Origin of the sequence: Parasphingomonas zepuensis (assembly GCF_036663735.1) — a bacterium.
Taxonomy (GTDB): Bacteria; Pseudomonadota; Alphaproteobacteria; order Sphingomonadales; family Sphingomonadaceae; genus Sphingomonas.
On the sequence record NZ_JAXOJO010000006.1, the window covers coordinates 262597 to 288347 of the forward strand.

19 protein-coding genes and 1 tRNA gene are annotated in these 25751 nt (G+C 65.8%); 4 read left to right on the plus strand and 16 right to left on the minus strand.

Annotated elements, in window-relative coordinates; genetic code table 11:
- Positions 1–31: 31 nt before the first annotated feature.
- Both U1769_RS21640 and U1769_RS21645 read right to left on the minus strand, forming a co-directional pair.
- On the minus strand, positions 32–1051 hold the full coding sequence (locus U1769_RS21640; RefSeq protein ID WP_332720118.1) for a hypothetical protein: 1020 nt from the start codon (positions 1049–1051) through the stop codon (positions 32–34).
- Positions 1048–2169 carry a CapA family protein gene (locus U1769_RS21645; protein WP_332720119.1) on the minus strand — a complete coding sequence of 374 codons (1122 nt, stop codon included), beginning with the start codon at positions 2167–2169 and terminating at the stop codon, positions 1048–1050. Before U1769_RS21645 ends, U1769_RS21640 begins: the two co-directional genes overlap by 4 nt.
- A 185-nt stretch (positions 2170–2354) precedes the next feature.
- Between U1769_RS21645 and U1769_RS21650 the strand changes: the two genes are divergently transcribed.
- Both U1769_RS21650 and U1769_RS21655 read left to right on the plus strand, forming a co-directional pair.
- Positions 2355–4127 carry a CocE/NonD family hydrolase gene (locus U1769_RS21650; protein WP_332720120.1) on the plus strand — a complete coding sequence of 591 codons (1773 nt, stop codon included), beginning with the start codon at positions 2355–2357 and terminating at the stop codon, positions 4125–4127.
- Between the two features lie 32 nt (positions 4128–4159).
- Positions 4160–6865 (plus strand): TonB-dependent receptor domain-containing protein, encoded by a 2706-nt coding sequence (locus U1769_RS21655; protein ID WP_332720121.1) that lies wholly within the window; start codon positions 4160–4162, stop codon positions 6863–6865.
- A 68-nt stretch (positions 6866–6933) separates the two neighbouring features.
- Here U1769_RS21655 and U1769_RS21660 read toward each other — a convergent pair whose 3' ends face one another.
- From U1769_RS21660 to U1769_RS21695, 8 genes are read right to left on the minus strand one after another with little or no spacing between them, the layout of a single operon-like run.
- Entirely contained in the window at positions 6934–9345 is a 2412-nt protein-coding gene (locus U1769_RS21660; RefSeq protein WP_332720122.1) for a 2-hydroxyacyl-CoA dehydratase, read from the minus strand.
- A complete protein-coding gene (locus U1769_RS21665; RefSeq protein ID WP_332720123.1) occupies positions 9342–10592 on the minus strand; it encodes a CaiB/BaiF CoA transferase family protein in 1251 nt (416 codons plus the stop codon). The genes U1769_RS21660 and U1769_RS21665 overlap by 4 nt, the downstream gene beginning before the upstream one ends.
- The gene (locus U1769_RS21670) at positions 10589–11740 is read right to left on the minus strand and encodes a CaiB/BaiF CoA transferase family protein (protein WP_332720125.1); all 1152 of its coding nucleotides are present in this window, start codon (positions 11738–11740) and stop codon (positions 10589–10591) included. The genes U1769_RS21665 and U1769_RS21670 overlap by 4 nt, the downstream gene beginning before the upstream one ends.
- A complete protein-coding gene (locus tag U1769_RS21675; protein ID WP_332720144.1) occupies positions 11737–12750 on the minus strand; it encodes a CoA transferase in 1014 nt (337 codons plus the stop codon). Before U1769_RS21675 ends, U1769_RS21670 begins: the two co-directional genes overlap by 4 nt.
- Before the next feature lie 2 nt (positions 12751–12752).
- The gene (locus U1769_RS21680) at positions 12753–13937 is read right to left on the minus strand and encodes a CaiB/BaiF CoA transferase family protein (RefSeq protein WP_332720126.1); all 1185 of its coding nucleotides are present in this window, start codon (positions 13935–13937) and stop codon (positions 12753–12755) included.
- A complete protein-coding gene (dctP, locus tag U1769_RS21685) occupies positions 13934–14983 on the minus strand; it encodes a TRAP transporter substrate-binding protein DctP (protein WP_332720127.1) in 1050 nt (349 codons plus the stop codon). The genes U1769_RS21680 and dctP overlap by 4 nt, the downstream gene beginning before the upstream one ends.
- A 1-nt stretch (position 14984) precedes the next feature.
- On the minus strand, positions 14985–16289 hold the full coding sequence (locus U1769_RS21690; RefSeq protein WP_332720128.1) for a TRAP transporter large permease: 1305 nt from the start codon (positions 16287–16289) through the stop codon (positions 14985–14987).
- Positions 16286–16768 (minus strand): TRAP transporter small permease subunit, encoded by a 483-nt coding sequence (locus U1769_RS21695; protein ID WP_332720129.1) that lies wholly within the window; start codon positions 16766–16768, stop codon positions 16286–16288. The genes U1769_RS21690 and U1769_RS21695 overlap by 4 nt, the downstream gene beginning before the upstream one ends.
- Positions 16769–16975: 207 nt before the next feature.
- Here U1769_RS21695 and U1769_RS21700 point away from each other — a divergent pair, with 207 nt between their 5' ends.
- Positions 16976–17419, plus strand: coding sequence for a MarR family winged helix-turn-helix transcriptional regulator (locus U1769_RS21700; RefSeq protein WP_332720131.1), 444 nt, complete (start codon positions 16976–16978; stop codon positions 17417–17419).
- Positions 17420–17545: 126 nt separating this feature from the next.
- Here the strand turns inward: U1769_RS21700 and U1769_RS21705 are convergent, their stop codons facing one another.
- The 4 genes from U1769_RS21705 to U1769_RS21720 are packed head-to-tail and all read right to left on the minus strand — an operon-like array spanning position 17546 to position 22849.
- On the minus strand, positions 17546–18382 hold the full coding sequence (locus U1769_RS21705) for a p-hydroxycinnamoyl CoA hydratase/lyase (RefSeq protein ID WP_332720133.1): 837 nt from the start codon (positions 18380–18382) through the stop codon (positions 17546–17548).
- Positions 18383–18410: 28 nt separating this feature from the next.
- Positions 18411–18563: a hypothetical protein gene (locus U1769_RS21710; protein ID WP_332720134.1), complete on the minus strand. Its 153-nt coding sequence runs from the start codon at positions 18561–18563 to the stop codon at positions 18411–18413.
- A gap of 60 nt (positions 18564–18623) precedes the next feature.
- The gene (locus tag U1769_RS21715) at positions 18624–20204 is read right to left on the minus strand and encodes a tannase/feruloyl esterase family alpha/beta hydrolase (protein ID WP_332720135.1); all 1581 of its coding nucleotides are present in this window, start codon (positions 20202–20204) and stop codon (positions 18624–18626) included.
- A 5-nt stretch (positions 20205–20209) separates the two neighbouring features.
- Positions 20210–22849: a TonB-dependent receptor gene (locus U1769_RS21720; RefSeq protein WP_332720136.1), complete on the minus strand. Its 2640-nt coding sequence runs from the start codon at positions 22847–22849 to the stop codon at positions 20210–20212.
- Positions 22850–23081: 232 nt separating this feature from the next.
- Between U1769_RS21720 and U1769_RS21725 the strand changes: the two genes are divergently transcribed.
- Complete coding sequence (locus U1769_RS21725) at positions 23082–24068, plus strand: alpha/beta hydrolase (protein WP_332720138.1); 987 nt, start codon at positions 23082–23084, stop codon at positions 24066–24068.
- 70 nt (positions 24069–24138) lie between these two features.
- Here U1769_RS21725 and U1769_RS21730 read toward each other — a convergent pair whose 3' ends face one another.
- Positions 24139–25413: an alpha/beta hydrolase gene (locus U1769_RS21730; protein WP_332720140.1), complete on the minus strand. Its 1275-nt coding sequence runs from the start codon at positions 25411–25413 to the stop codon at positions 24139–24141.
- 226 nt (positions 25414–25639) lie between these two features.
- Positions 25640–25716 (minus strand) — tRNA-Met (locus tag U1769_RS21735).
- Positions 25717–25751 lie beyond the last annotated feature (35 nt).

Consider the following 25751-nt stretch of genomic DNA (forward strand, 5'->3'; position numbering starts at 1 on the left):
CCGCCACCTTATCCGCTCTTCGCGAATGCGCCTACGTCTCCGCCCGGGCCTCGACCTTTGCCCGCGCGAAGCGCGGCGCGACCGACAGCAGCACGATCGCCCCGACCAGGATCGTCGCCCCGATCGTCTCCGCCGCAGTTGGCGGCCTGAGCCCCCAGAACCACGCGAGCAGATAGGCCGCGCCGATGCCGGCGAGCAGGCTCGATGCGCGCTCCAGCGGCACGCAATAGCTGTTCTCGCGCGCGTCGAGCAGGATCACCGCAGCGAAGATCGAAATGATCGTCAGCGTGGTGCCGATACCGATCAGCCACCACACCACGGGATCGCCCCACACTGCGACAAAGCCCCAGCCGAGTTGCCCGGACTGAGCGCCGATGCCGCTCCACGACAGCAACGCGAGCGCTGCGACAGACAGCGGCAAGGCGACCAGTTTCTCTTCGACGAAATAGCGCCTGACCAAAGCCGGATCGCCGCTCTTGGCCGTGCTTGTCATCACCGCCAGCCGGATGAAGTAGCCGAGCGTGTACAGCAGGACGGTCAGGATCGCGAGCGGCGGCAGGTGGAACCCGCCGCGCTGCTGCACCACGAAAGCAAGCGAGATCGCCACCAGCACGAGCGCCGCCCAGCTCCACCAGCGTACCCGCCGGCCGAAGATGAGATCGACCAGCGGCGCGATGATCAGGATATCGCCGCGCATCAGCAGCTGGATGAAGGGAATGCTCACCCCTTCGAACGTGAAGGACAAGGGTACGGTGAACAGCACCAGCGCGGTGCCGATGCCCGACAGGAAGGTCGATCGCGTGAAGATCGGCAGGCGGAGGCCGGCCAGGCGGGTCTGGTGCGCGTCGCGATGCCAGCCCGAGACGAAGATGAAGGCATAGGTTAGGACAAGGCTGACGATCAGGGAGGCCGGCAAGGTCTCGAGCCCGGTCGGTGGTCGACCTAGGCCTGCATTGGGCGCTGTGGTGACCAGTTTGGTCATGATGATGTTGGGCAGATAACTCAGGAAATAGAAGAGCGTGATCAGTTCGATCGGCAGGCGCCGGCTCATTGCGCAGGCCCGGAGATCGCAACATGATCGCCCGCCGCCGCATAGCGCGCATTGAGCCCGGCCTCGGCGGTGATCTCCGTCATATAGTCGATCACCTCGCCGAAGCGCGGGTCCTCGGGCGACACGATACGCGGCACCGCGTCGCGGTCGATCCACAAGGGCAGGAATCCGGTCCCGACGACCTTGCCGTCGGCAACCTCGATCCGCGCGATCATCGACATCCGTGCGGCCGGCGGGAAATTGTACAGGCTGTCGAAATCCGGCACCCAATCCTCGGCCAGCGCCTGGATTTCCTTGAAGCTCTTGCTCGCGGCATGCGCCGGATCCATGCGCAGGTCGCAGGCGAAGTTGCACAGGCTGTAATAGACCGGCTTGCCCTGGATGAACTCGATGCCCTTCAGGATATGGGCATGCCCGCCCAGGATCACATCGGCGCCGGCGGCGATCGCCGCGCGCGCCACGTCGCGCTGATAGTCAGCGATCGACGCCCGCACGAAATGAATGCCCCAATGCTGCGAGACGATAACCACATCGGCCTCCAGCTTCGCCGCACGGATATCGGCCTCCATCGCCGCGAGATCGTCGCGATGCGGATAGCTGTGGACGCGCGGCGGGGTGCCTGGCTGGTCATGCTCGATCTGTTCGTAGATCGTATGCGCACGCATTGGAGCGCAGCCCGGGCGTCGCTCGTCGGCCCAATAGGCCATGGGCAGGATCGAGCAATAAGCGAGCGTAGCGACCCGTGTGCCGTCGCTGAGCGTCGAAAGGACCGGCTTGCGCGCTTCCGCGATATTGGCGCCGGCACCCACTACGGCGATGCCCGCCGCCGCGAGATTACCCATCGTCTCGAACAGCGCCTCATTGCCCCAGTCGAGCACGTGATTGCCCGCCATCGAGATAATATTGAAGCCCGCCCGACCGACCGATGCCGCGGCCTCCGGCTTGGTCAGCACGGCATGCCGCGCTTGGGGTAGCCGCGTGCCGCGTTCGGCAAAGCTGGTCTCCAGCTGCCCGAACACCAGGTCAGCCGCGCGCAGCGTGTCTCGCGTCGCGGCGAAGCATTCGTCCGCATCGTCCCGGTCGGGGGCAATGTCACCGGTCGCCAATATTAGGGGCATGGAACATCCTCTCGACTGTCTCGCTAGTAGATCATGCAAGCGCTTGCAATACTTCCTCGGCGGGGCGATAATTTCGTTTCGTAATATAACCGTTGAACATATCCACTAAATATGGTCTTTGACGATCAGGCAGCGGTGAGTCTCCCGACAGAGGAGACGCGGTGCCGCGATGGAGGGAGATGCGGGTGACCAAGAAAAGGCCTGTTCCGGGAGTCAGCCGCCTCGCGATGGGGCTGGCCTGCCTCTCGCTTCTTGCCGCCCCGGCAACCGTGATCGCCGGACAGGCTAAGCCGCCCGCGACGGCTTATACGGAGGTCGCGCGCACCTCGTTTCACCTGCCCGTCCGCGACGGCACCCGCCTCGCGATCAACCTTTATCGACCGATGGTGGCTGGCAAGGCCATCGAGACGCCCCTGCCCGTTGTCTTCGCCTTCACCCCCTATCGTGCGCGCTATTTCGACAAGGATCGCAAGATCGTCGAACTGGTCGATTCGCCGATCTTCGGGCTGCGTGCCCTGGTCAGATCGGGCTATGTCGTCGCGACGGCCGATGTCCGCGGCAAGGGCGCGTCGTTCGGCGCGCGGCGCGGTTTCCTCGATCAGACCGAAGCGCATGACGGCTATGATCTGATCCAGTGGCTCGCCGCCCAGCCATGGTCCACCGGTAAGGTCGGCATCACTGGCTGCTCCTATCTTGGCGGCAGCGCGATGCTGGTCGCCGGCGCATCGCCACCCGCGTTGCGCGCCGTATTCGCCGCCGCAACCGACATCGACAAGTACAGCTTCGTGCGCAACGGGGGCATCACCGGCCAGTTCAATACCCGTCCGGACGAGCCGCCCGAAGTCGATCTCGCCAGCGTACCGGTCGATGCCGATGGCGATGGCGCGCTGCTGAAGGCCGCGGTCGCCGAACACGCCCGTAATACGCCGATGGCGAAATTGTGGGAGACCATGCCCTACCGCGACAGTGTCTCGCCGCTGACCGGCAATCGTTTCTGGGAGGAGGTCGGGCCCTACACCCATCTCAAGGCCCTGAAGGACCCGAAGCTCGCCTGGCTGCTGTGGAGCAACTGGGAGGACGAGCCGACCGAACAGATGATCCTGAACGCCGTCAACATTCCGTCGCGGATGCTGATCGGCCCGGGCAGCCACTGCGTCGGCCCGCAGCAATTCGATATCGCCGGGGAGCAGCGCCGCTTCTTCGACCATTATCTCAAAGGGATCGATAACGGCTTCGAACAGGGTCCGCGGTACAACTGGTATCATGAGGGGCCGAACGGGACCGGTACGATGGTCGCGTCGGCCACTGCGCCCGGTGTCGGCATCGTCCGCGCCCCACTATACCTCTCGACCAGACCGGATGGCAGCCTCTCGCCGGTGAAGCCGGATGCGGGCGTCCGCAGCTTCACGGTGGATTACGACGTCGCCAAGGGCGAATATTTCGCCTTCTGGCCGCCCTCCCCTTTCGGCAAGGGCCCGAGCTTCACCAGCGCGCCGCTTGCCGCCGACGCAGCGATGACCGGCTATCCGATCGCCAATATCACGACCGCGCTCGATCGCCTGGACGCCAATCTGTTCGCCTATCTCGAGGACGTCGACCCCACCGGCAAGGCCTATATGGTCTCGTTCGGCCGGCTCGCCGCCGCGCACCGCAAGCTGTCCAGGGCGCCTTACGACCGGCTCGACCTCCCCTATCATTCGGGGCTGAAGGCGGACGCGCTCCCGATGGTCCCCGGCAAGCCAGCCGCCCTCGCCTTCTCGATGGTCCCGCGGGCCTACACCTTCGCCGCCGGCCACCGCGTGCGCGTCACGCTGACGGGCGCCGATCCACGCCAGCGCAACCTGGCCCAGATCCGCCAGGATCCACCACCCGTCTTCACCATCGTCACCGGCGGGTCCGGCGGGTCCGGCGGCTCACGCATCGACATTCCGTTCACGACGAAACCGACGTTCCGCTGATCACGAGCGGACGCGACCTGGGGAGGACCATCATGAAAGCTTACACGGCCAAGATCATATCCCGTTCGGGCGTCGCCCTGTTCGCCCTTGCCTGGGCGACGGGCGTACAGGCTCAGGCAACGCCCGCGCCGGAAGCAGGCCCCGTTACCACCACTGCGGACGATCCGGTCGCCAGCGAAATCATCGTCACCGGCAGCCGGCTGCGTGGCGCTGCACCAGTCGGGTCCTCCGTCATATCGCTCGGGCGTGAGGATGTGATTGCGTCCGGTGCCGTCACCACTGACCGGCTGATCAAGCAGATCCCGCAAGTCTTCGATCTCGGCGTCAGCGAGAATTCGCGCGGCCAATCGGGCGGCAACGGCAACATCGCTTATGGCAACAGCGTCAATCTGCGCGGCATCGGGCCCTATGCCACGCTGATCCTGGTCGATGGCCACCGAGCGGTGAACAACAGCCGTGCCTTCGATCCTTCGGTCATTCCCACGCTCGGGCTCGAACGGGTCGAGGTTGTCGCCGACGGCGCGTCCGCCATCTACGGCTCGGATGCGGTCGCCGGCGTGGTCAACCTCATCCCGCGCCGCACGCTCAACGGCGTCGAAGCGACGGCGCGCTACGGCGTCGCCGATCGCGGCGATTTCTCGGAGTATCAACTGGGCATCGCCGCTGGAAAAGTCTGGGATTCGGGCCAGATCATGCTGGCCTATGAACATGTCTATCGCTCCAACCTCAACGGGGACGATCGCGATTTCTTCCGCTCGGATCAGCGCGCGTCCGGCGGCAATGATTACAGCGTCACGCGCTGCGCGCCCGGTACGATCACCGCCGGCGGCGTGAATTATGCGATCCCGCGCAACGGCGTGACTCAGGCAAGCGCCGGCAGTCTCGTCGGCGGCACCACCAACCGTTGCGACGACCTGATCGGTCAGGATCTTTTCCCGGAACAGCAATATGATTCCGTCAACGGCACCTTCACCCAGGAACTCACCCCCTGGCTGACCGTGTTCGCCGACGGCTTCTATTCGAAACGCGAATTCCTGCGCTATCCGGCCTATTCGAGCGCGACCCTCACCGTCCCGCAGACCAACGCCTTCTTCGTGCGGCCGGCCGGTTTCGCCGGCACCAGCTACACGATCGGCTATAATTTCCTCAACGATCTGCCGCGCAACGCCAATCCCGGCTCGGCCAAGAATTGGGAGATCACCCCGGGCGTCCGCATCAAGTTGCCCGGCGACTGGCAGGTGGAAGGCATCTTCACCTATGGCCGGGGCAACGACCAGGCGGACCAAACCCGCGGCCTGAACAACGCAGCGCTCAACGCGGCGCTCGCCAGCAGCAACCCCGCCACCGCCTTCGATCCCTATGGCCTCGGCCGCACGAGCGCGGCGACGTTGCTGGCGATCAGCAATTTCGTGTCCTTTTCGCCCACGCTCAACAAGTTCAACGGCTATGAGGCACGGGTGAATGGCACGCTGTTCCGCCTGCCAGGCGGCGCGGTAAAGGTCGCGGCGGGCTATGAGGGGCAGGAGATCACGGTCGATCTTGGGTCTGCGCGCGGTGTGCCGACCACTCCGATCGTCTTCCGGCATTTTACCCGCCGCGTGGACTCGGGCTATGCCGAGCTGCTCGTCCCCCTGTTCGGCACGGACAATGCAATTCCCTTCTTCGAGAAGCTCGAGATCGATGCTGCGATCCGCTACGACAAATATAGCGACGTGGGATCGACGACCAATCCGAAGTTCGGCGTCAACTGGTCGCCGGTATCCGGGCTTACCCTGCGCGGCAGCTACGGCACCTCGTTCCGCGCGCCGCTGATCTCGCAGATCTACGGCAACAGCAACGCGCTGTTCATTCAGAACTACCAGAACCCGGCGGGCGGCGCGCCGCTGGTCGGCGTGGCCTATTCGGGTCCCAACACCGCGCTGAAACCGGAAGAGGCGACCACCTGGTCGGTCGGCGGCGATTGGGATGTCATGCCCGGCCTCAGGCTCAGCGCGACCTATTTCAACGTCGAATATATCAACCAGGTCGATACCTATCTGTCCGATCTGGCGATCCTGACGCGTGAGGCGCAATTCGCCGGTACCGGCATCATCCTTCGCGGGAACGAGGCACGAGACCGCGTGCTGGGCCTCCTCGGGCAGGGCGTCGGCATCGGCGGTGGCGTCTTCCCCGGTGGCGATCCCAACAACGTCACCCTGTTCGTCGATGGCCGGAACAACAATCTCGGCCGCTCGAACACGGAAGGAATCGATGTCACCGCCAATTGGCGTCTCGCCACGGACAGCGCCGGCACCTTCAACTTCAATGCCAGCGGCACCTATCTGACTCGCTTCGAGGCAGCGATCTCCCCCAACGGCACGCCGATCGACCGGCGCAACACGATCTTCTTCCCGCTGAAGTTCAAGGCGCGCGGCAGCGTCGCCTGGGATTTCGATCCGGTCCGCCTCCAGGTCACCGCAACTCATGTCGGCGGCTACACCAACAATGCCGTTACCCCGAACCAGAAGGTGGCAAGCTATACGCCGGTCGACCTGAGCCTGGCCTGGACGGTCGGCGGGCCCGGCCAGGGGCCATTTGGCGGGAAGCTCACGGTGGGCTTCGAAGTCCGCAACCTGTTCGATGCCGATCCGCCTTATGTGAACCTTACGCCATCGGGGAATGGCAGCGGCGGATATGACGCCTCTGCATCCAACCCGATCGGCCGAATGTTTGCGGCATCGGCACGCGTCAAGTTCTAGCACTTAAGGGGGCGAGGCGCGTTCCTCCGCAAGGAGGGACGCGCCTTTGCATTAATACCGCGAATTTTTCAGGCTGCTCCGGCTCGCCGCGCGGCACTGGCAGCACCGGCCGCCCCCTCAAGGAAGGCAGCGACGCGCGCGTCGACATCAGTCTCGGTCGCCTCGTCTCGCGAGAAATTGTCCATTCCCAGCTCCAGCACCGCGATCCCGGCGTCACGCAGGGCGCGCAACACCAACGGGTCGGCATCCGATAGCGCCACGGCTCCGTCGCACTGGTGCAGCCGCGCTTCCTTGACGTGCCATGCCCCGGCCCAGGTCGGCATCCGGAGTTCGTCGCCCATCGTCACGAAGCGTGCAGCCAGCGCGCGCAGCGGATCGCGGCCACGGTCGTGGCGACGGATGTACCCGTCGGCCGCAAGGCTCAGATACATCGAGCAAACGAACACCGCGCCGTGGCTCTCCTCCCAGCGCTGGTAGAATTGCATGTCGCTCCACAGGCCGCGACCCACGAACATCAGCCGGATCAGCTCGTTCGGGCAGGCCGCCTCGCCGGCCCGCACCCGCTCGGCTACCTCGTCATGGAAATCGCGCGCGGCATCGCGTGCCCATGGGGTGCCGCGATGCCATTGCGGCACCATCGTCGCGGGCATGGTATCGACGATGCCCACTGGCACCGGCACGGTCCGCGCGATCAGGTCGCGCGTCTCGCGATAATGGTCTTCCTGTTCATTGACGAGCGTCATCACCTCTTCGAGCCGGGCAGGATCGAAGCGCTGCCCGGAGACTTCCTCGAGCTCGGCAATCGCCAGCCGCAGTTCCGCCTCAAACAGGTCGAGCCGCTCGGACTCGATGAAGTCGTCCCAGCGGTCTGCCAAACCGTCCCACCAGTCGATCGGGATGTCCCAGCGACATTCGACGCTACGCTGAAACTGCTGCAGCCGAGCGCCCGTCGCAGCCTGCCACGCCTCGAACAGATGTGTGGTCGCATCGGTGCTCGCCACCATGCCCAGCACGTCAGGCCGCGGTAGCCCGCCCCAGGGCGCCAGCGCCGGATCATCGTCGAACGCCGCCGCCACGCCTTGTGCGCTATAGGCTTCCACCGCCGCCGGCAGGTCGTTGGCCGCCAATAGGCCCGCATAACGCGCTGATTGCTGCTTGGCCGCTACGATCGAGGCCCACCATTGATTGACCACGAAGGGAATGCCGATCGCACGCAGCATCTCTTGCGGCGCGTTGGCGTTCACCGCCGCGAACGTCTTGCCGGAGAGCGCGGCAGCGCGGACCTCGGCGAACCATTCGCGCTGATAGGCACCGAACCGCGCCACCGCCGCGAGCGACTTCCGGCTGCGCGGCGCGCGCGGACGGGGCGGTGGAGCAGCCTCTTCCACGTCGGCAGGCATGACGCTTTCCGCCAGCGCGTGGCTATCGGCAATAAAGCCCGCAATCGCTTCACTGTCCGGCGCTGCGTCGAGCATCGGCACGCCGCTCGCCTCGATCGCACGGCGCAAAGCAGCGACTTCCCAGGGACCGCTGTCGTCGCGGCTGAGATGCAGCACCCGCTCGGGCCGAAGCTGCGCCACCGCCGCGATGAGCGCCGCGGCCCGATCCGCCGTGCCGGAAGACACACCCCATACCGGCGTCAGTGATGACCGCGCCAGCGCCGTCAGCGGATCGCCGCCCTGCGCCATCGCCCGGCGCGCCCGCGCCTCGCCCCAGCCATGATCCTCACCGATCACCAGCGCCCCCAGCGCCTCGATCCGCGCGATCACGGCGATGTCCTCGATATCGCCCCCACTCAGCAGCGTGCGCGTCCCCGAACGCACCGGCAGCTCGGCCTTCCCAGCCTCGATCGCCGACAGCAGATCGTCATATTCGTCCAACGGCAGGATCGACGCCGCCGCGACAAGGGTGTGCGCTTCCACCCCGGTCAGCCGCCCCCCGGCCCGAAGCCCAAGCACCGACGTCAGCGCCTCCCGCTGCGCCTCGCGCCGGTCGATCGCCGCAGTAAGCTCGCCCGCGCCGCCAAGCCAGACAACCGCCTGCTCGACCCGGAGCCGATTATAGCGCTCGGTCGAGGGCCGATCGATCGTCAGCAGATCGAGGAAATGCACCTCGGGCTTCGCGATCGCGCCCGTCCGCGCCAGTTCGCGCAACGTCGCGAAGATCTGCGGCTGCTCGGTGTCGGCATGCGAGATCAGCAGCGCATCCTCGGCCGGCAGCGCGATGATTTCCGCCAGCAGCGATCGTCCGCGCTCGCCCAGGGTCTCGGCGCTTACCATCGCATCGATCGCGCTGCGGTCGACCCGTGCATCGGGCACCAGCCGGATCGGATGGAAGCCTGCGGCATCGACCAGCGCATAGGGCAGGTCGCTGCCCAGCATCCACACCACCCGCCGCCCTGCCGCGCGCATCTCCGCCGCCACTGCGCGCGGATCGGCACAGGCCTCGGCCATCCGGGCAAGCGCGGCGGTTGCGGTCATGCGACCACGCCGTCCCTGGTCAGCTCAGCGATGGTCGCCGCGTCATACCCGAGCAGCTCGCCATAGACGCCGTCATTATGCTCGCCGATCATAACCGGCAAAACCGGATCGAAGCCCGATCGCGACGCGGAGAACTGGATCGGGATACCCGCAGTGCGCAACTCGACGATCGAGGCATAATCCGGATGTGACACCGCATTGGTCTCCTCGCGCGCGACGACGCGGGGATCGGTCAGCGCCTCTTCCGGGTGGCGCACCGGCGCGACAGGCACACCCTCGGCTTCGAGCGCCGCGACGGCCTGCTCCACCGTCAGCGTCCTGGACCAGGCAGTGATCGTCGATTCGAGCACCGGCGCGTTGGCGACGCGCCCGTCGCGCGTCGCGAAGCGCGGATCCTCCAGCAATTCGGGCTGGCCCATCGCCGCGAACAGGCCGGCGGCGAGCTTGTGATGCACCGCGACCAGCGCGATATAACCGTCGGCGCATTCGAACACACCGAACGGCGACAGCCGCTGCACGGTCAGCCCGGTCCGCGCCGGCATATCGACTGCACGCATTGCCGCCCAATTCTCGATCGCGACGAACGAGGTGAGCGCGCCGAGCATCGAGATATCGACATGCTGCCCCTCCCCGGTCCGCTCGCGCTGGTGGATCGCGGACAGGATGCCGATCACCGCGAAAACGGGCGCGAGCATGTCGGCGATCGGCACGCCCATGCGCACCGGCGGCTGATCGGTATCGCCGCTGGTGTACATCGCGCCGGACAGTGCCTGGATGATCACGTCCATCGCCTTGCCGCCCTCGGGCGCGTCCGCACCGAAGCCGCTGAGCGAGCAATAGACGATGCGCGGATTGGCCTCGCGCGCCGCGGCATACCCCACCCCCAGCCGGTCGGCGGTGCCGGCGGTGAAATTCTCCACCACGATGTCGGCGGTCTTCACCAGGTCCATGAACACGTCGCGGGCACGGGGATGCTTCAGGTTCAACGCGACACCGCGCTTCCCACGGGCGCGCGTAAGATGGGAGATCGAGATATCGTCCTCGTGCCGCCGCTCGATCGCCACCCCGTCGCGCCCGACATAGGGACTGTTCTCGCGCGCCAGGTCGCCGCCCTTGGGATCCTCTACCTTGATCACCTCGGCACCGAGGCCGGCAAGCAACAGGGTAGCGTATGGCCCGGCCAGAGCGCGGGTGAGGTCGATCACGCGCAGCCCTTCGAGCGGGCGCGGCAGATCAGTGTCGGTCATTTCGGGAACCCCAGTTCAGTCAGGATAGCATCGGTATCGGCGCCAGCGATACGGGCCGGGCTCGGTGGAATGGCGGGCGTGTCGGAGAGGTTGATCGGCGATCCGATATGGCGGATCGTGCCGCCCGCGCTCTCGATCCGGAGCGACATGCCGCGCGCGATATTGTGCGGATCGGCGAGCGCTTCCTCGACCGAATTCACCGCGGCGAACTGCGTGTCGGCTTCAGCCAGCAGCCCCAGCCAGTGATCGAGCGGCCGCGTCAGGAAGGCAGCGTTGAGCCAGTCGATGATCTCGGCCCGCCGCGCCCTGTCGTTCTGCGCCGCGATGAAGTCCGGGCAACCCATCGCCGTGCAGAACCGCTCCCAGTAACGCGGCTCCATATCCGTCACGACGATGAAGCGCCCGTCCCCAGTCTCATAGACCCCACAGTCGGCGCGGTGCCGTCCCCGCCCCGGCGCGCGGGACAGGTCCGGATTGCGCGAAATCACCGGTGCGATCAGCGCCATCGCGCTATCCGACATGGCGATATCGACCCGCTGGCCCCGTTCGGTAGTATGGCGGGCCTGCAACGCCGCGAGAATGCCAATAACGGCGTTCGATCCGCTTAGCAGATCCGCGACCGGCACCCCCGCCGATCCCGGCTTGCCCGGATCCTCGCCGATCCGTGACAGCGCACCCGAAACGGCGAGCGCGACCGGGTCATGGCCGGGCTTGTCGCGATACGGCCCGGTCTGGCCGCACAGGGTGACCGAGCAATAGATCAGCCTGGGGTTGAGCGCCGCGACGGCTTCGTAGCTGCAGCCCATCGAATCCAGCACGCCGGGCCGGTAATCCTCGACCAGCACATCGGCACTGCGCAGCAGCGCCTCGATCGGGTCGCGTGACTCCGCCGCGCCCGGGTCGATCAGCAGGCTGCGCTTGTTGCGGGCGAAGATGTCCTGGCCCCGGATGCGCGCGCGCTCGGCATCCGGGAGCTTGTCCCAGCCGAACACTTTCGCCTGCTTGGCCAGCTCGCGCGGATGCTCGATCCGCACCACGTCCGCACCGAGATCGGCCAGCATCCAGGTGCAATAGGGCCCGGGCAGGAACTTCGAGAAGTCGACCACCCTTATGCCTTGCAACGGGCCGGCCATGGCAATGTCGGTCATTCCACGCTCCATTGGTAGAGCGGCCCCGGCACCCGCACTGCATGCCCGTCGACAGTGTTGTCACACCACAGGCCCCGCGCGGCGAGATGTGGGCTCGCGATCACATCGGCGGCCTCGTCGATCGCCGACAGGCCCATGCCATGCTTGTTGGACAGCGCGCTCAGCTCGGCGCGCTGCTTGGTCGCCAGCCACGCGCCGATCTGCTTTTCCCAATCCTGCAGAGTCTCCTGCGGCATGTCCGCCACCAAAATCGCATCCCAGTCGATCTCGCCGAGCACCCCTGCCATGCCGTCCTCGGCCATGCGCGCGACGGTCGCGCGCATCATCGGCGGATTGTCGACCAGCGCCCAGGTGACGAAGCCGTCGGCGCACGCCCAGATCTGTTTCACGCCCGATTTGCCGCGCACCAGCAAATTGCCCGTGCGCTGCCCGACCTTGCCGGCCCATTGCCAGCTGACCGGCTCGCGGTAATTGGCCAGCACGGCGGAGCGATAGGCCGACACGATCACGCGCTCGCCCAACCCGCTCGCCGCCCGGGCGTTAAGCGCGGTCAGCGCGGCGATCGCGCCGTGGATACCCGCCAGTGCCCAGGCCTGACGGCCGGGCAAGGCCATGGGCGGCCGATCGGGATCGCCAACGATGGTCAGCAGGCCCGAGCGCGCCAGGAGCGTCAAGTCGGTCGCCGGGCGCCCGGCATTCCGTCCGTCCGGATCGAAGGCCAGGATCGCCACATCGATCAGCCGCTCGTTGCTTTCGCCCAGCCCTTCCGGCATCGCCTCGGGCCCGCGCAGCAGGATGTCGGCTCCATCGACCAGCGTTCGCAGCGCCGCGTCGTCCAACGCCAGGCGCTCGACCCTTTTTCCCCGCCGCGCCATCGCGATCTCGGCTGCATCGCCGATCGGATCGGCCCATTCGACCTGCACCACATCCGCGCCTAGTTCCGCTAGCATCACGCCTGCATAGCCGCCCAGATCGCGGGTCAGGTCGACCACTTTCAGATGACCGAGCATCGTCACGCCAGCACCCCCTCTCCGGCCAGCACCGCGATCTGTTCCGCATCCATGCCGAGCATCTCGACGAACACCCGAGCATTGTCCCCGCCGAGCATCGGCGGCGGCCCGATCTTCACTTCAGATCGGGAGAAATCCGCCGGCGGCCCCGGCATGTCGCACGTGCCGAGCACGGGATGCTCGATCGCGACGTAGTGGCTGCTCTCGATCAGCTCCGGGTCAGTGAAAACCTCTCGCCCATCCTGTACTGCCTCGGCCGGAATGCCCGCCGCGGCGAGTGTCTCGGCGATCAGATGCTTGTCCCGCCCGCGCGTCCAGTCGGCCAGCGCGGCGGCGATCTCCGGCGCGCTGCGCTCTGCCAGATCGAGCGCGGGATCCGCCCCGACGATTCCGGCCAGCGCCCGCCAGTTGCCATCGTTCCGAACGGCGATCGCGCACCATTGGTCGAAACCGCGCGCGGGGAAAATGCCGTGCGGCGCCATGCCCGGTGCCGCGTTGACGGGTTTCTCGAATGCGTCGCCCTCGATCTGCTGCCGGATCAGCACGTCGCTCAGCACATGCACCAGAGGTTCGACCTGCGAGACGTCGATATGCTGGCCTTTGCCTGTCACGCGGCGATGCTCCAGGGCGGCAAGCACTGCCATCGTGCCGAACATCGGCGCCACCACATCGCCATAGGCGAAGGGCGGCATGTGCGGTCCGCGATCCGGCCAGCCCGAAAGCGCCGCCAGCCCCGACAGGGCCGCGGCCGAATTGCCATAGCCGCGCAGGTCCGACATCGGCCCGGTCCGTCCCGCGACGCTCACCGACAGCATGATCAGGTCCGGCCTGATCGCGCGCAGCACATCGGCACCCAGCCCGATCCGCTCCATATAGCCCTTGCCGAAATTCTCGACGACCACATCAGCCCAGGCGACCAGTTTCTTCGCCACCTCCACCCCGCGTGGATCGCCGAGGTTGATCGTCACGCCGAGCTTGCTGGTGTTCGTGATCGCAAAGAAGGACGATCCGTCCGGGTTGCGCTTTCCGTCCTTGAACGGTGGGCTCATCCGGCCGAGATCGAGCCGCTTGCGGCTCTCGATCTTGACCACGGTCGCACCATGATCGGCCAGGTCCTTGGTCGCCCGCGGCCCCGCCCCGACCCAGCTGAAATCGGCGATCTTCACGCCTGCGAGTGCCTGAGTCATTGCGTCTTTCCACAATCGAGCAGTTGGCCCGCGGTGCGCGCTGCCACCAGCGCAGTTGCATGTTCGGCGATCTGACGCCCCGGAATGCCCAGCTTGCCCAGCGTCGCGCCCAGCCGCGTCGCATTGGCGCGGTACAGGGCGTCGAACTCCTCCTGTGCGCCGGGCGCCGGCGCGATGAAGCTCAGTCCCGCGCCCTTGGCGTACTCCATCGACACGGCCACCGATTGGTCGAGCCCGCTGATCATCGCGGCCTCCCACACGGCTTCGGCACGCGTGAACAGCGCCTGGTCGGCGGCGCTGAGCCGCTGCCACACCTTCTCGCCCATCGCGCGCGCCGGGTAAGCGCCGCGGGGAATGCGAAGCGTCGTGTAATAAGTGGCGACATCGGCCAGGTGCATCGACTTCAGCGCATCGACCGGCGTGATGACCCCGTCGATCACCCCCTTGGCCATCGAGGGATAGACTTCCGCCATCGACATGTTGACCGGATCGGCGCCGAGCGCGCGCAACACGTTCGCCGTGTCCTCCTGTGCTCGCAGCCTTAGCCCCTTGAGGTCGGCCAGCGAGCGCACCGGCCGGTTGCGCGTGAGGATGCCGGGGAAGTTGCCGCCCTGCACGGCCAGCACATGCAGCCCGCGCACCTCGGCATTGAAGGCCGGATAAGTCTCGGCCAGGCAGCGATAGACCGCGATCTGGTCTGCCATCGTCCCGACCCCGCTATAGAAGCTCGGCTGGATGCGCTGGAGATGCGCGCTGCGCGCGTACATCGGGGTGATCATGCCGATATCGGCGACGCCGTGGCGGATCTCGAGCATGTTCTCGTTCGAAGAAAGCAGCGCCCCGCCCCAATAGGGCTTGATGTGGATCCGCCCTTTCGACTCCCGCGCTATGAAATCCATCCAGGCCTGGTCGGCCCGGCTGAAGGTATGAGTCGCCGGATAGGGGCTGGCATAGGTCAGCACCAACGTTCCGTCAGGCGCTGGCGCACGGCCGCACCCGCTCAGCAAGCCGAGCAGCATGGCGAAGAGAAGCGTCAGCCGGGCCATCTCAATGCGCCAATATCGTCGGCAACCACATCACGGTCGCGGGGATGAAGATCAGCATCGCCAGATGGACGAAGTCGCTCGCCAGGAACGGGATGATGCCGCGGAAGATCGTGCCGAGCGAGATGTCGCGTGCCAGCGAATGGATGACGTAGACGTTGAACCCCAGCGGCGGGTGGACGAAGCCGATCTCCATCGTGCGCACCAGGAAGATGCCGAACCAGATCGGGCTCAGCCCCAGGCTCTCGATCACCGGCAGGAACAGCGGCGCCGTCAACAGCATCAGCGCAAGCCCGTCGAGGAAGGAACCGAGCAACAACAGCACCAGCGCCATCGCGATCACCGCGAGCATCGGGCTGGCGCCGAGGCTTTCGACCAGGCTCGTCATATGCTCCGGAATGCCCGTCACGCTGACGAAGGTGGAGAAGATGATCGCACCGATGATGATCGTGTAGATCATGCCGGTGGTCCGCAGGGTCGAGCCGAGCGCTTCCGCTACCGCCGCCCGGGTCAGCTTGCCGCGCAGCGCACACACGCCGAGCGCGCCGACACAGCCGATCGACGCTGCCTCGGTCGGCGTGAACCAGCCGATGATGAGGCCGCCCACCACGAAGATCACCAAAGCCGCGATGTCGATCACCCGCACCAGCGACGCACGCCGCTCGGCCCAGGAAGCCCGCGGCCCCGCCGGCCCGAGTGTCGGATCGAGCCGGCAAAGCAACAGGATCACGGCAACATAGAACAGCGCCTGAGTCGCCACCGGCACGATCGCCGCGGCGAACAGCTTGCCGATCGATTGCTCGGCGATGATGCCATAGACGATCAGCGCTCCGCTCGGCGGCGTCAGCGATCCGAGCGTCCCGCCCGCCGCCAGCGCGCCCGTCGCGAAGCCCGGCTTGTAGCCCTGCGCCCGCATCTCGGGCAACGCGACCGCACTGATCGTCGCGACGGTTGCCAGGCTCGACCCGCTGATCGCCCCGAATCCAGCGCACCCGCCGATCGAGGCGATCGCCAGCCCGCCGCGGCGATGCCCGAAAAAGCTCGAGGCCATGCCGAAGAAATCCCGGCTCGCCCCGGCGGCGAAACAGAGCTGCGCCATCAGCATGAACAGCGGCAGCACGCCCAGCTCGTAGCGCGACAGCGTATCGAACGAGGCTACCCCCGCCTTGATCAGCCCCGCCTCCGGCGAAATGATCACCGCCAGCCCGACCATGCCGACCAAAGCCAGCGCAGCGCCGATCGGGATGCCGACCAGCAGGATCGCGAGCAGCGCGACGAACCCGATCAGGCCGACCAGTTCGGGCGTCATCGCCGAAAGCTCCGCGCCAGGCTGCGCAGGAACAGGCAGGTCACCGTGCCGGCCGAAACGATCCACACCAGCCGAAACCAGCGCAGCGGGATGCCGAGCAGCTCGGTCATCTCCTGCGTGCCCCACAGATCGCCCGCGACCCACACCGATCCTGCGCAGAGCAGGGCAAAGGACAAGGCGCCCGCCGCCAGCCCGGCCCGGTCGAGCCACAGCCTGGTCTCTGGCGAGACATATTCGGTCAGGATGTGCACCGCGGCATGGCGCTGCGACAGGGTCGCCAGCACGATCGCCACACTGGTCGCGACCACCGCAAAAACCTGGAACAGTTCGATCGCGCCGAGAAAGGAGAAGCCGGCATGCCGCCCGATCACCGCGACCGCGTCAGTCGCCATCGCCAGCAGCAGCGCGCCGGCGCCCAACGCCTGCAGCGCCCGGTGCACTCGCCCGATGGGCGCGCTATCTTCCGGCGAAGCGTCCACGCATCCTCCCTCGGTCCGGGCGGTTATGACATCCGCCGCTCAAAACAAGTTTGCAGATATAACCGTAGATGTCATCAACTATTTTGCCATGATGCGGTTTCTCTTTTAACGGCTCTTGCGATCTGTATAGCCTCGCGGTCGCAACGGCAGGGAGTTGAGGCCATCGGCGAGCGCAGGAAATCCGGCGACGACGTATCGCTCGGGCGGTTGAGCCGCTTTCTGGGCTTCCGGCTGCGCCGCGTCCAGAACCAGCTCTCGCGCGATTTCACCGCAAGGACACGGGAATGGGGCCTGCGCCAGGGCATGTTCAGCGCGCTAGAAGTGATCGCCGCCAATCCCGACATTTCCCAGACCGGTCTCAGCCGCGAGGTAGGCCTCGACAAGTCAGTGATGGTGGCGATGGTCGATGAACTGGAGGCACGCGGCTGGGTCAAGCGCACCCGATCGACCAACGACCGCAGGCGATACAAGCTGGCGATCACGCAGAAGGGCAAGGATACGCTCAACGCCCTCTTCGCCGAGCTCGAGACGACCGAAGAGTTGGGTCTGGCCGCAATGACCGAAGAGGAACGCCGCATCGTCAATACGGCGCTCGACAAGGTCTATCGTGCCTATGTGCGTCCCCAGAAACCTGCGCGGTCAGAGGAATAATCCAGGCTCGGCGGCCGGGCGGACCCATGAAGCAGCATCCGCCCACGGCCTGTCAAATACGGCTTGCACCTGAAGAGCCGTCTAGAAGCGGTCCGGGCACCACGCGCAGGAAACGGACCCAGCCGGTCAGGCCCTCTGTTTGGACGTGTCGTACGCGCCCAGCCCCGGCTTGAACGTCTTGTCGTCGATGAACTGCTTGATGCCTTCCTTGCGCCCCTCATTATCGTAGCTATTGGCCGCTTCCTGCGCACGGATCAGATAATCTTCGGCATCGTCGTAGCTCAGCACGCCGACGCGGCGGACCGCATCCTTCGTCGCTTTCAGCGCGACCGGGTTCTTCTTGAGCAGCACCCCGGCAACCTCGGTCACCCGGCCCTTGAGCTGCGCGAGCGGCAGCGCCTCGTTCACCAGGCCCCACTCGGCGGCGGTCTTGCCGTCGACATTCTCGCCCATCATCGCGTGGTACATGGCCTTGCGGAACGGCAGCAACTCGGTCGCGACCTTGGTCGCGCCGCCGCCGGGCAGGATGCCCCAGTTGATCTCGCTAAGGCCGAACTGCGCTTCGTCCGCCGCAAAGGCCAGGTCGCAGGCAAATAACGGGCCATAGCCGCCGCCGAAGCACCAGCCGTTCACCATCGCGATCGTCGGCTTCTGATACCAGCGCAGGCGCCGCCACCAGCCATAGCTCTCGCGCTGAGCCTGGCGGCTCGCGCCGAGCCCCTTGGCCTCGGTCTCGCGAAAATATTCCTTCAAATCCATGCCCGCCGACCAGGCCGTGCCTTCACCCGACAGCACCAGCACACCGACATCGTCGCGGAACTCGAGCAGGTCGAGCACCTCCATCATGTCGCGGTTGAGCGTCGGCGACATGCAATTGCGCTTGTCGGGGCGGTTGAAGCGCACCCAGGCGATGCGGTCGACGACGTCGTAGGCAACGGTGCCGTTTGAGCTGGTCTCGGTCATTGGGTTTCCGTTCATGCAGGGACTTGAATCAGATCGGGTAGTGGCCAGGCTGGGTCTCGATCGTAATCCAGCGCAGCGCGGTGAAGCTGTCGACCCGGCCTTGCCGCCGGAGCCCGCCAGCGGCATCGCCCGTCACCGGATCCAGCCGCTCGACCGCGACCATCGTGTCGGACTCGGTCATCACTCTCTTTAATTGTTATGCGACATAGCATAGTGACTCGGTACCTGCAAGACCACGGCATTATCGCCGCCGGATAGGGCGGGTCACCGTCGGTCTTAGCTGGGCGAGATAGTCGGGCTCGGTCACGCACACGAACGAGGCCGCCGACTTTGGATCGCCCTTGCCGTCATATCGGGCGCGCCTGGGGAAGGCACAGAGCGGACGTGTGAACGACAGCTTGTCGTCTGCAACCCTGGCCGCTTCGATTCGTGCCGGTGCCCGGCCCTTCTCGACCCAGTCGATCAACGACCAGAGCATGTCGCGCGCCGGATCGCCCGGGGCAGTAGCCTGGCCCGATCCGCCGAACTGGTCGGCGCCCGGGCCGCGCATGCAGTGATACATACCTGGAACCATGAACAACCGCACGGAATCGGCGAGCTTTGCATGCCCGCCATTGGCTCGGGCAAGCGCGCCATAATAATCCACCGTCGGACCCGCGATCACCGAAGGATCCTGCCAGCCCTGATAGATGATGGCCTTGCCGCCGCGCGCCAGGAACGGCGCAATGCGGGTGCTGTCCGCGCGAAGCTGCGGCATAGCCTTGTCGACCAACGCCAGGTCGCGGCCGCGCTGGAAGCTGTCCTCGTTCCAGTCCGGATTGCGGTACACCGCATCACCCCACATCGCTCGCAGCAACGGAGAGGGCGGCCCTGGCCGCGTACGCACCCCCGGCAACAATCCCTTGTCCATTGCGCGGCCCCGCTCGTCCGGCATCGGCGCGATAATCCGTTGCAGCATGGCGAGACGGGGCGCGGAGAGGCATGGGCCTTTCGTGCCCGGCCTGCACAGCAGGGCCGACGGGTCGAAACGGCAGGCGAGCGGATTCTCGACCACTCCGTCGCGCAAACCGTCCTGCGCATCGCACGCCTTGTTGGAGGCGGCTTCGTAGAGCGCCCAGTCCTCATCGCCGAGGGCTCCCGCCGGGTCCCGCTTCTGCGCCAATGAGAACCACATCATGCGGACCGAGATCAGCGGCATGTAGGGGCCGGGCGCACCGGCGATCACGCCGTCATAGTCTGCGGGATATCCCTGCATTTCCTTGAGGGCCTGCCGCCCGCCGCCCGAGCAACCGGAGAAATAGCTGCGCCCGGCGGGTTTGCCGTAGAAGCGCTTGACCAGCGCCTTCGCTGCGACCGCGGTCAGGTGGACGGCGCGGTGCTCGTAATCCTCCTTGGCCTTCGCATCCATCATCCAGTGAGCCATGCTGGCCTTGTGCCCGCTATCCGTGGTGACGGTCGCGAAGCCTTCGCCGATGCGGCGGCTCATGTCGCCATAGTTGAAGATGCCGGCATCGCCGCCCACCCCCGCGCCAAGCAGCCGGCCGTTCCAGGCCTGCGCCAGCGGCAGCCACAGCTCGAAGCCGATATTGCCCTCGATCCGACCCTGGATTCGGCAGAGAGACACGTTCACCGGCAATGGCCGATAGGCTCCTCCTGCATCGACCGCCGGCATCCAGCCCGTCTTTCCCGGAACGATCTCGGTCGCGGTAACGACGACCGATCCGGTATGGGTACCCGCCAGATCGCCGCAACCACCGGCCTGGGCCGGCACCGCGAAAACAAGTGCCGGGAGAAGCCCCAGGACGGCGAGCAGGCGTTGCATCGGGATCAGAACTTCACGCCGGCGGTGAAGGAGATGAGCCGCGGGATCGGGTTGGCCGACTGGGGATCGTAACCGCGCGTCGTATCGACGAACGGTGGATCCCGGTCGAACAGGTTACGGGCATCGACCGACAAGGTGATTCGCGGCGTGATATCGTAGCCGATCGACAGGTCGACCGTGTCATAGGCCTTGACCTGCTGGTTCGGCACCACGGTATTGTTCCTGTACCCAGACAGATGGTTGAGGGTTCCCCGGGCGCGCCAGCCGTTCCACGCGACGCCGGCATCCGCCTGCATGCGGAATTTTTGAGAGAAGCCGATCGTGTTGAGCACATCGACCAACCCTGCGCCCGGCACGGCCTCGAATCTGTAGCGCGTATAATAGGTGCCCTGGATGCCGGCATCGAGCTTGAAGCCGCCCCACTGCCAATCGTAGTTCAGGCTGAAATCGATCCCGCTGACCAACGACGTTCCGAGATTCTGCCGCCGCCCGTCGGCGATGAACGACACAGCCGAAGCGTTGATCGCGTTGTTGATCGGCAAGCCGGAATTGATGAGCGCGGTGATCTGCGCCTGGGTCGGGGAAAGGTTGCGGAAAGCCGCGTAGATCGGGTTGGTCAGCAGGCCGGCGGTGCCGCGCAGCGCCTGAATCTGATTTGTGTACTTGATGTCGAAATAGGTCGCACTGGCGACCAATCCCGGCAAGCCGCGCGGGGCGATCTCCGCACCGACGGACCAGGTCGTGGCGGTCTCCGGCTTCAGGTTCGGATTGCCGCCAGCGATGCCGATGCCGGTGAGATTGCCGTTCGGCCCCGGCAGCGTGTCGTAATAAAGACCAGCGCCGCCCGCGATGGTCGAAACCTCGGTGAAGGTCGGCGCGCGGAACGACGTGCCGTAGCTGCCGCGCAGCGTTACACCATCGACCGGCCTGTAGGTCACGCCGATCTTGGGGTTGGTCGTATCGCCGAAGTCGCTGTAATCCTCATATCGTCCCGCGACCGACAGACTTAACTGCTCGATCCCCGGCATGGCGTTGCCGCTTCCGACGATCGGCACGAACAGTTCGGCGAACACGGCCTTGACGTTGCGCGCGCCGTCGTCGGCGACATGCACCTGCGCCGTGCTGTTACCGGTGGCCAGATCGGTGAAGGTATATTCCCGGCGATGTTCGCCGCCGACCGCGAGGCGGACATTGCCGCCGGGCAGCGCGAACAGCGATCCGTCCATCTGCAGATTCACGACGTCGAGCCGCGTCGCGCCGGTGATGATGAAGTAATTGTCGTTGATGCGCGCCAGTGTCGCGGGGTTGTTGGCGCCGCCGAACAGGTTCAGTGCCGTCGCCGGATTGGTGTCGGCCAGCGCCGCATTCAACGCCGGCGTGTTCACGCCCTTGCGGCGGTCGGCAACCTCACTGGAGACTCCATGAGCGTAATAGACCGTGCCTGACCAGTCACCGAACAGCTTGGCCTCCGCCCCTCCCATCAGGTTCCAGGAATAGGCGCGGTATGGGTTGCGATCCGGGCCCAGCTCGGGCAGCAGCGAATAGGTCACCGTCTCCTGCGTCGCGCCAGGCACCGGCGAGACGAAGAACGGGTTGGTGCTGCGGACGGTCGCGGTGAAGGTGTCCCCGGTCCCCAGGATGATGCCGTCGCGGTGCGAATAAAAGCCGTCAGCGAACAGACGCACGGCGCCCAGATCGTGCGAGACGGCGGCCACCACGCTGTAGCGCTCCTGCTCGGGAATCACGCCGTCCAGGCCATTATAGAAGCATTTGTTCGACGTGCCGGCGACCAGACTGCCGACGTTGGCCGCCGTTACCCCATTCGCCGGAATGGCGTAGGTGTTGCCGCCCGCGGTGATCGTGCCCGGCCGGCAATTGATCGTGCGAAGATCGCGGCCGCCGCGATAGCGATTGTCGTCCTGATACCAACTGAGATCATAGCCGCGCAGCGCCGAATTGCGGGTATATTCGCCCGCGATCATCGCCGAGCCTCCGTCCCATTTCTTGCCTGCGATCGCGGAGAACTGGGCCTCGTCATAATTACCGTCGGTGAAGCCGTATCGCGCGCGCGCCTCGACGCCGTCGAGATCCTTGCGCAGGATGAAATTCACGACCCCGGCGATCGCGTCGGACCCGTAGATTGCCGAAGCGCCGTCGGCGACGACTTCCACCCGCCCAAGCGCTATGCTTGGCAGCACCGATGGATCGGTGAACTGGCCCTGGGTACCCTGGGCCGGGAAGCGCTTGCCATTATATAGCAGCAGGGTTGCACCGGTGCCGATACCACGCAGGTTGATGCCCGCGCCGCGCGTCGCGTTGGCGGCGCCATTTTGCGCGCTGCCGCCGGCACGGTTCGCGCCAAGCGACACGACCTGCGGCACGCGCCGCAAAAGATCGTTGACCGAGGTAACGGGCTCCTGCGCGATCTTCGTCTGGTCGATCGCGATCACGTTCGACCCGACCGGCGCCACGCCGCGGATACGGCTGCCGGTGACGACGACTTCAGCGGCGTCGGCGGAGGGGCCGGCTGGTACCGTTTGGCGGACGGGTTCGGCTTCCTGGCCCGCAGCCGACCCGGCACAGGCGACAAGTCCGATCGCCGCGCTCGACGCGAGCAGGGTATTATAACGCGACAGCTTGATCATAGTCCTCTCCCCCTGTCCCGTCCGGCATCTGCGTGCCGTGACTAAGGACCTTGTTCGCGAAGCGAACGTCGCCTCGCCAGAAGTAATAATCTATAACAATCCGTATATACAACTTGCAAGCGCTTGCAAGCTCATCTGCCGGCCGATACGCTGGACGTTGAAATCAAATGGGTTCCTTGGTCGTCGCTGCTCCAGATCGCGTGCGACCTGGACTTCTCAACAGGAGAGAATGATGCATTTTCGGCACTTCGCGCACGGCATCGCCATCGCTACCTTCCTCGCCACAACTGCCGCATCGGCCCAAATCGCTGCGCCGCCTGCTCCAGTTGATGTCCAGAATGCCCAGGCGCAGCGCGCGGCGGCCGCAGCAATGCCGGATTCCATCGGGACCGGCCCCTATCCGGCGGTCAAGGAGATGATCGCGTCATTGCCCGATCACGTCCTGTATCGCCCCGCGGATCTCGCCGCACTGGGATCCCGCAAGCTCGGCGTAATGGTATGGGGAAATGGCGGGTGCAGCGCTGACGGCGCAAGCGCACGCCACCATCTCGCGGAGATCGCCTCGCACGGGTATGTCGCCATCGCGCCGGGCACGAACCGGAGCGGACCAGGCGCTCCGCCCTCCACGACACCAGCGCGCGCGCCCAGCCCGGCAGGGCAATTACCCCCGGTTGCGACAACCTCCGCGAGCCTGATCGCTGCGATCGACTGGGCCTATGCCGAGAACAAGCGGACTGGCAGCCCCTTCTTCGGTCGGCTCGATACCGCGAAACTTGCCGTGGCCGGGCATAGCTGCGGCGGGCTGCAGGCGCTCGAGGTGGCACCCGATCCCCGTGTCCATGCCGTGATCATCCACAACAGCGGCGTGTTCGCCGACGGCAGCAACCCCATCCCCGGCATCATCGTCACCAAGGCGATGCTCAAGCGCCTCCACACCCCCGTGCTCTACATCCTGGGCGGGCCGACCGACATTGCCTACCCCAACGGCATGGACGACTTCAAACAGATCGAGACGGTGCCGGTGATGGTCGCCAATCTTGATGTTGGTCATGGCGGGACCTTCGGCAAGCCCAATGGCGGCGCTGTCGCCACTGTCGCGGTGGACTGGCTCGACTGGCAATTATCCGGCGACAAGCGCGCCGCCGCACGCTTCACTGGCAAGACTTGCGGCTTGTGCTCCGATCCGGCCTGGAAAGTCGAGCGCAAGCGGATCGACTGATCGCGCGATTGGCGAGCCCGTTCCTTCGGTCTAGGGAACGAAGGAACCCGGCCCCGATCGAGATTCCCTTTTAGCGGCAACTCTTCCCGCGCACGCATGGCCTCAGCATCGGTGCCTGCCGATGAGGCACGAAGGTGGCAGGTTTTGCCGGCCAGCGCCGCGTGCGTAGCCGGTCACTGAGATAGGACAGCGAGGCAAGCACCACCGGGGTCGAGAAGTTGCAATGCCCTGCCCCGTCCACCCATAACGGCTTTACCATTGCGCCCTTGCCGCTCGCCTCGACGGCCTCGACATAGGCCCGTTGCAGTGACGGCGAGGTCAAGCCGTCACCGATCATCTGTACCGCCAGCAAGGGTGCCAATGGCTGCGCATCGGGCGTATAATGGCTGGTCATGTACGCGACGGCCGCCGGATCGGCTGAAATACGTTCGCCTTCGTTCAGCGCGGCCAGATCTCTTTCGATATCGATGCCCGCCTCGCGGTACAGCGCGCGCACCATCGGTCCACGCCCTGATCGCTTCAGTTGTACTGCATAGTCGATTCCGGTGTTCCACGAGAACACGCCACCGGCCCTGCGCTCCTGATCGGCACGCGGCAGGAACACACCCATCGCGAAACTCTTCGCCATCTCCGATTGCTGCCCGGCATGATCTCTTTCCATCGGCCGCCGGCTGCCCGGCGTCGTCCACCCCGGCAGGCCGGCGAGAACCGCGGCCAGCGCGACACGCGCGCGGCCAGCGGCGCTGCCCTGCGCTTCGGCCAGTGCCGCCGTTACCCGCGCGGCATTCTCCCGATCGTCCCCGGTGCGCACGAGCCGGATCCCGGCATCGGGGGCCACCAGCGTGCGAAAGGCGTAAGCGCCATCGAGCGCCATGTTCATCATGCCAATCGCTCCGCCGATCGATCCGCACAACGCGAGCCCGCCATCGACCCGACGCGGCGATCGCTCGACGATCGCCGTCGTGACCAGCGCCCCCATCGACATGCCCCAGGCGATTACCCGTTTCGGCTTGCCGAACGTCTTTTCGAACTCGGCCAGCGTGTCGAGTTGGTCCGGCACAGCGGATTCGAGGGCCCAGCCGCCATCGGCATAGGTCGACCCCGCCAGCGCATAGCCGGCGGCCAGAAGCGCCTCGCGATGCACCGCCGGTCCATCCTCGCCAGTACCGCCGCGTACCGGCGCATAACCATGACTCCACAATAGCAAGGTGCCGTTCCAGTTGGCCGGGATCGTCGCCCGCCAGCGCGCACCATCGGACAATTGCCCGTCCGCCTGTCGGGGCAAGGGCATCGGCTCATTCGCCGCCAACGGCATCCCCGTCACCGCGGTGAACGCCGCAGCCATGACTCCTGCAAATCGCACAGTACATCTCTCCTAGCCGACGATGATAAAGACGATGAAAGCGTTTGCAACGCTAGATGCGACTTTGAGGCTCTCCAGCACCGCGTAGCCGAGCGGCGAACTCGACTACGCGGTGGACGCGCCAGGTTGGCGTTTGTGTGTCGGAACACAAAAAGGCCCGCGGACCGTTTGGCCAGCAGGCTGTGTGTGTTGGAGCGTTATGTACCGTTGGTTGCGGGGACAGGATTTGAACCTGTGACCTTCAGGTTATGAGCCTGACGAGCTACCGGGCTGCTCCACCCCGCGCCAAGGTTCTTTCCTCCTGCTTTTGGGCGGGAGGG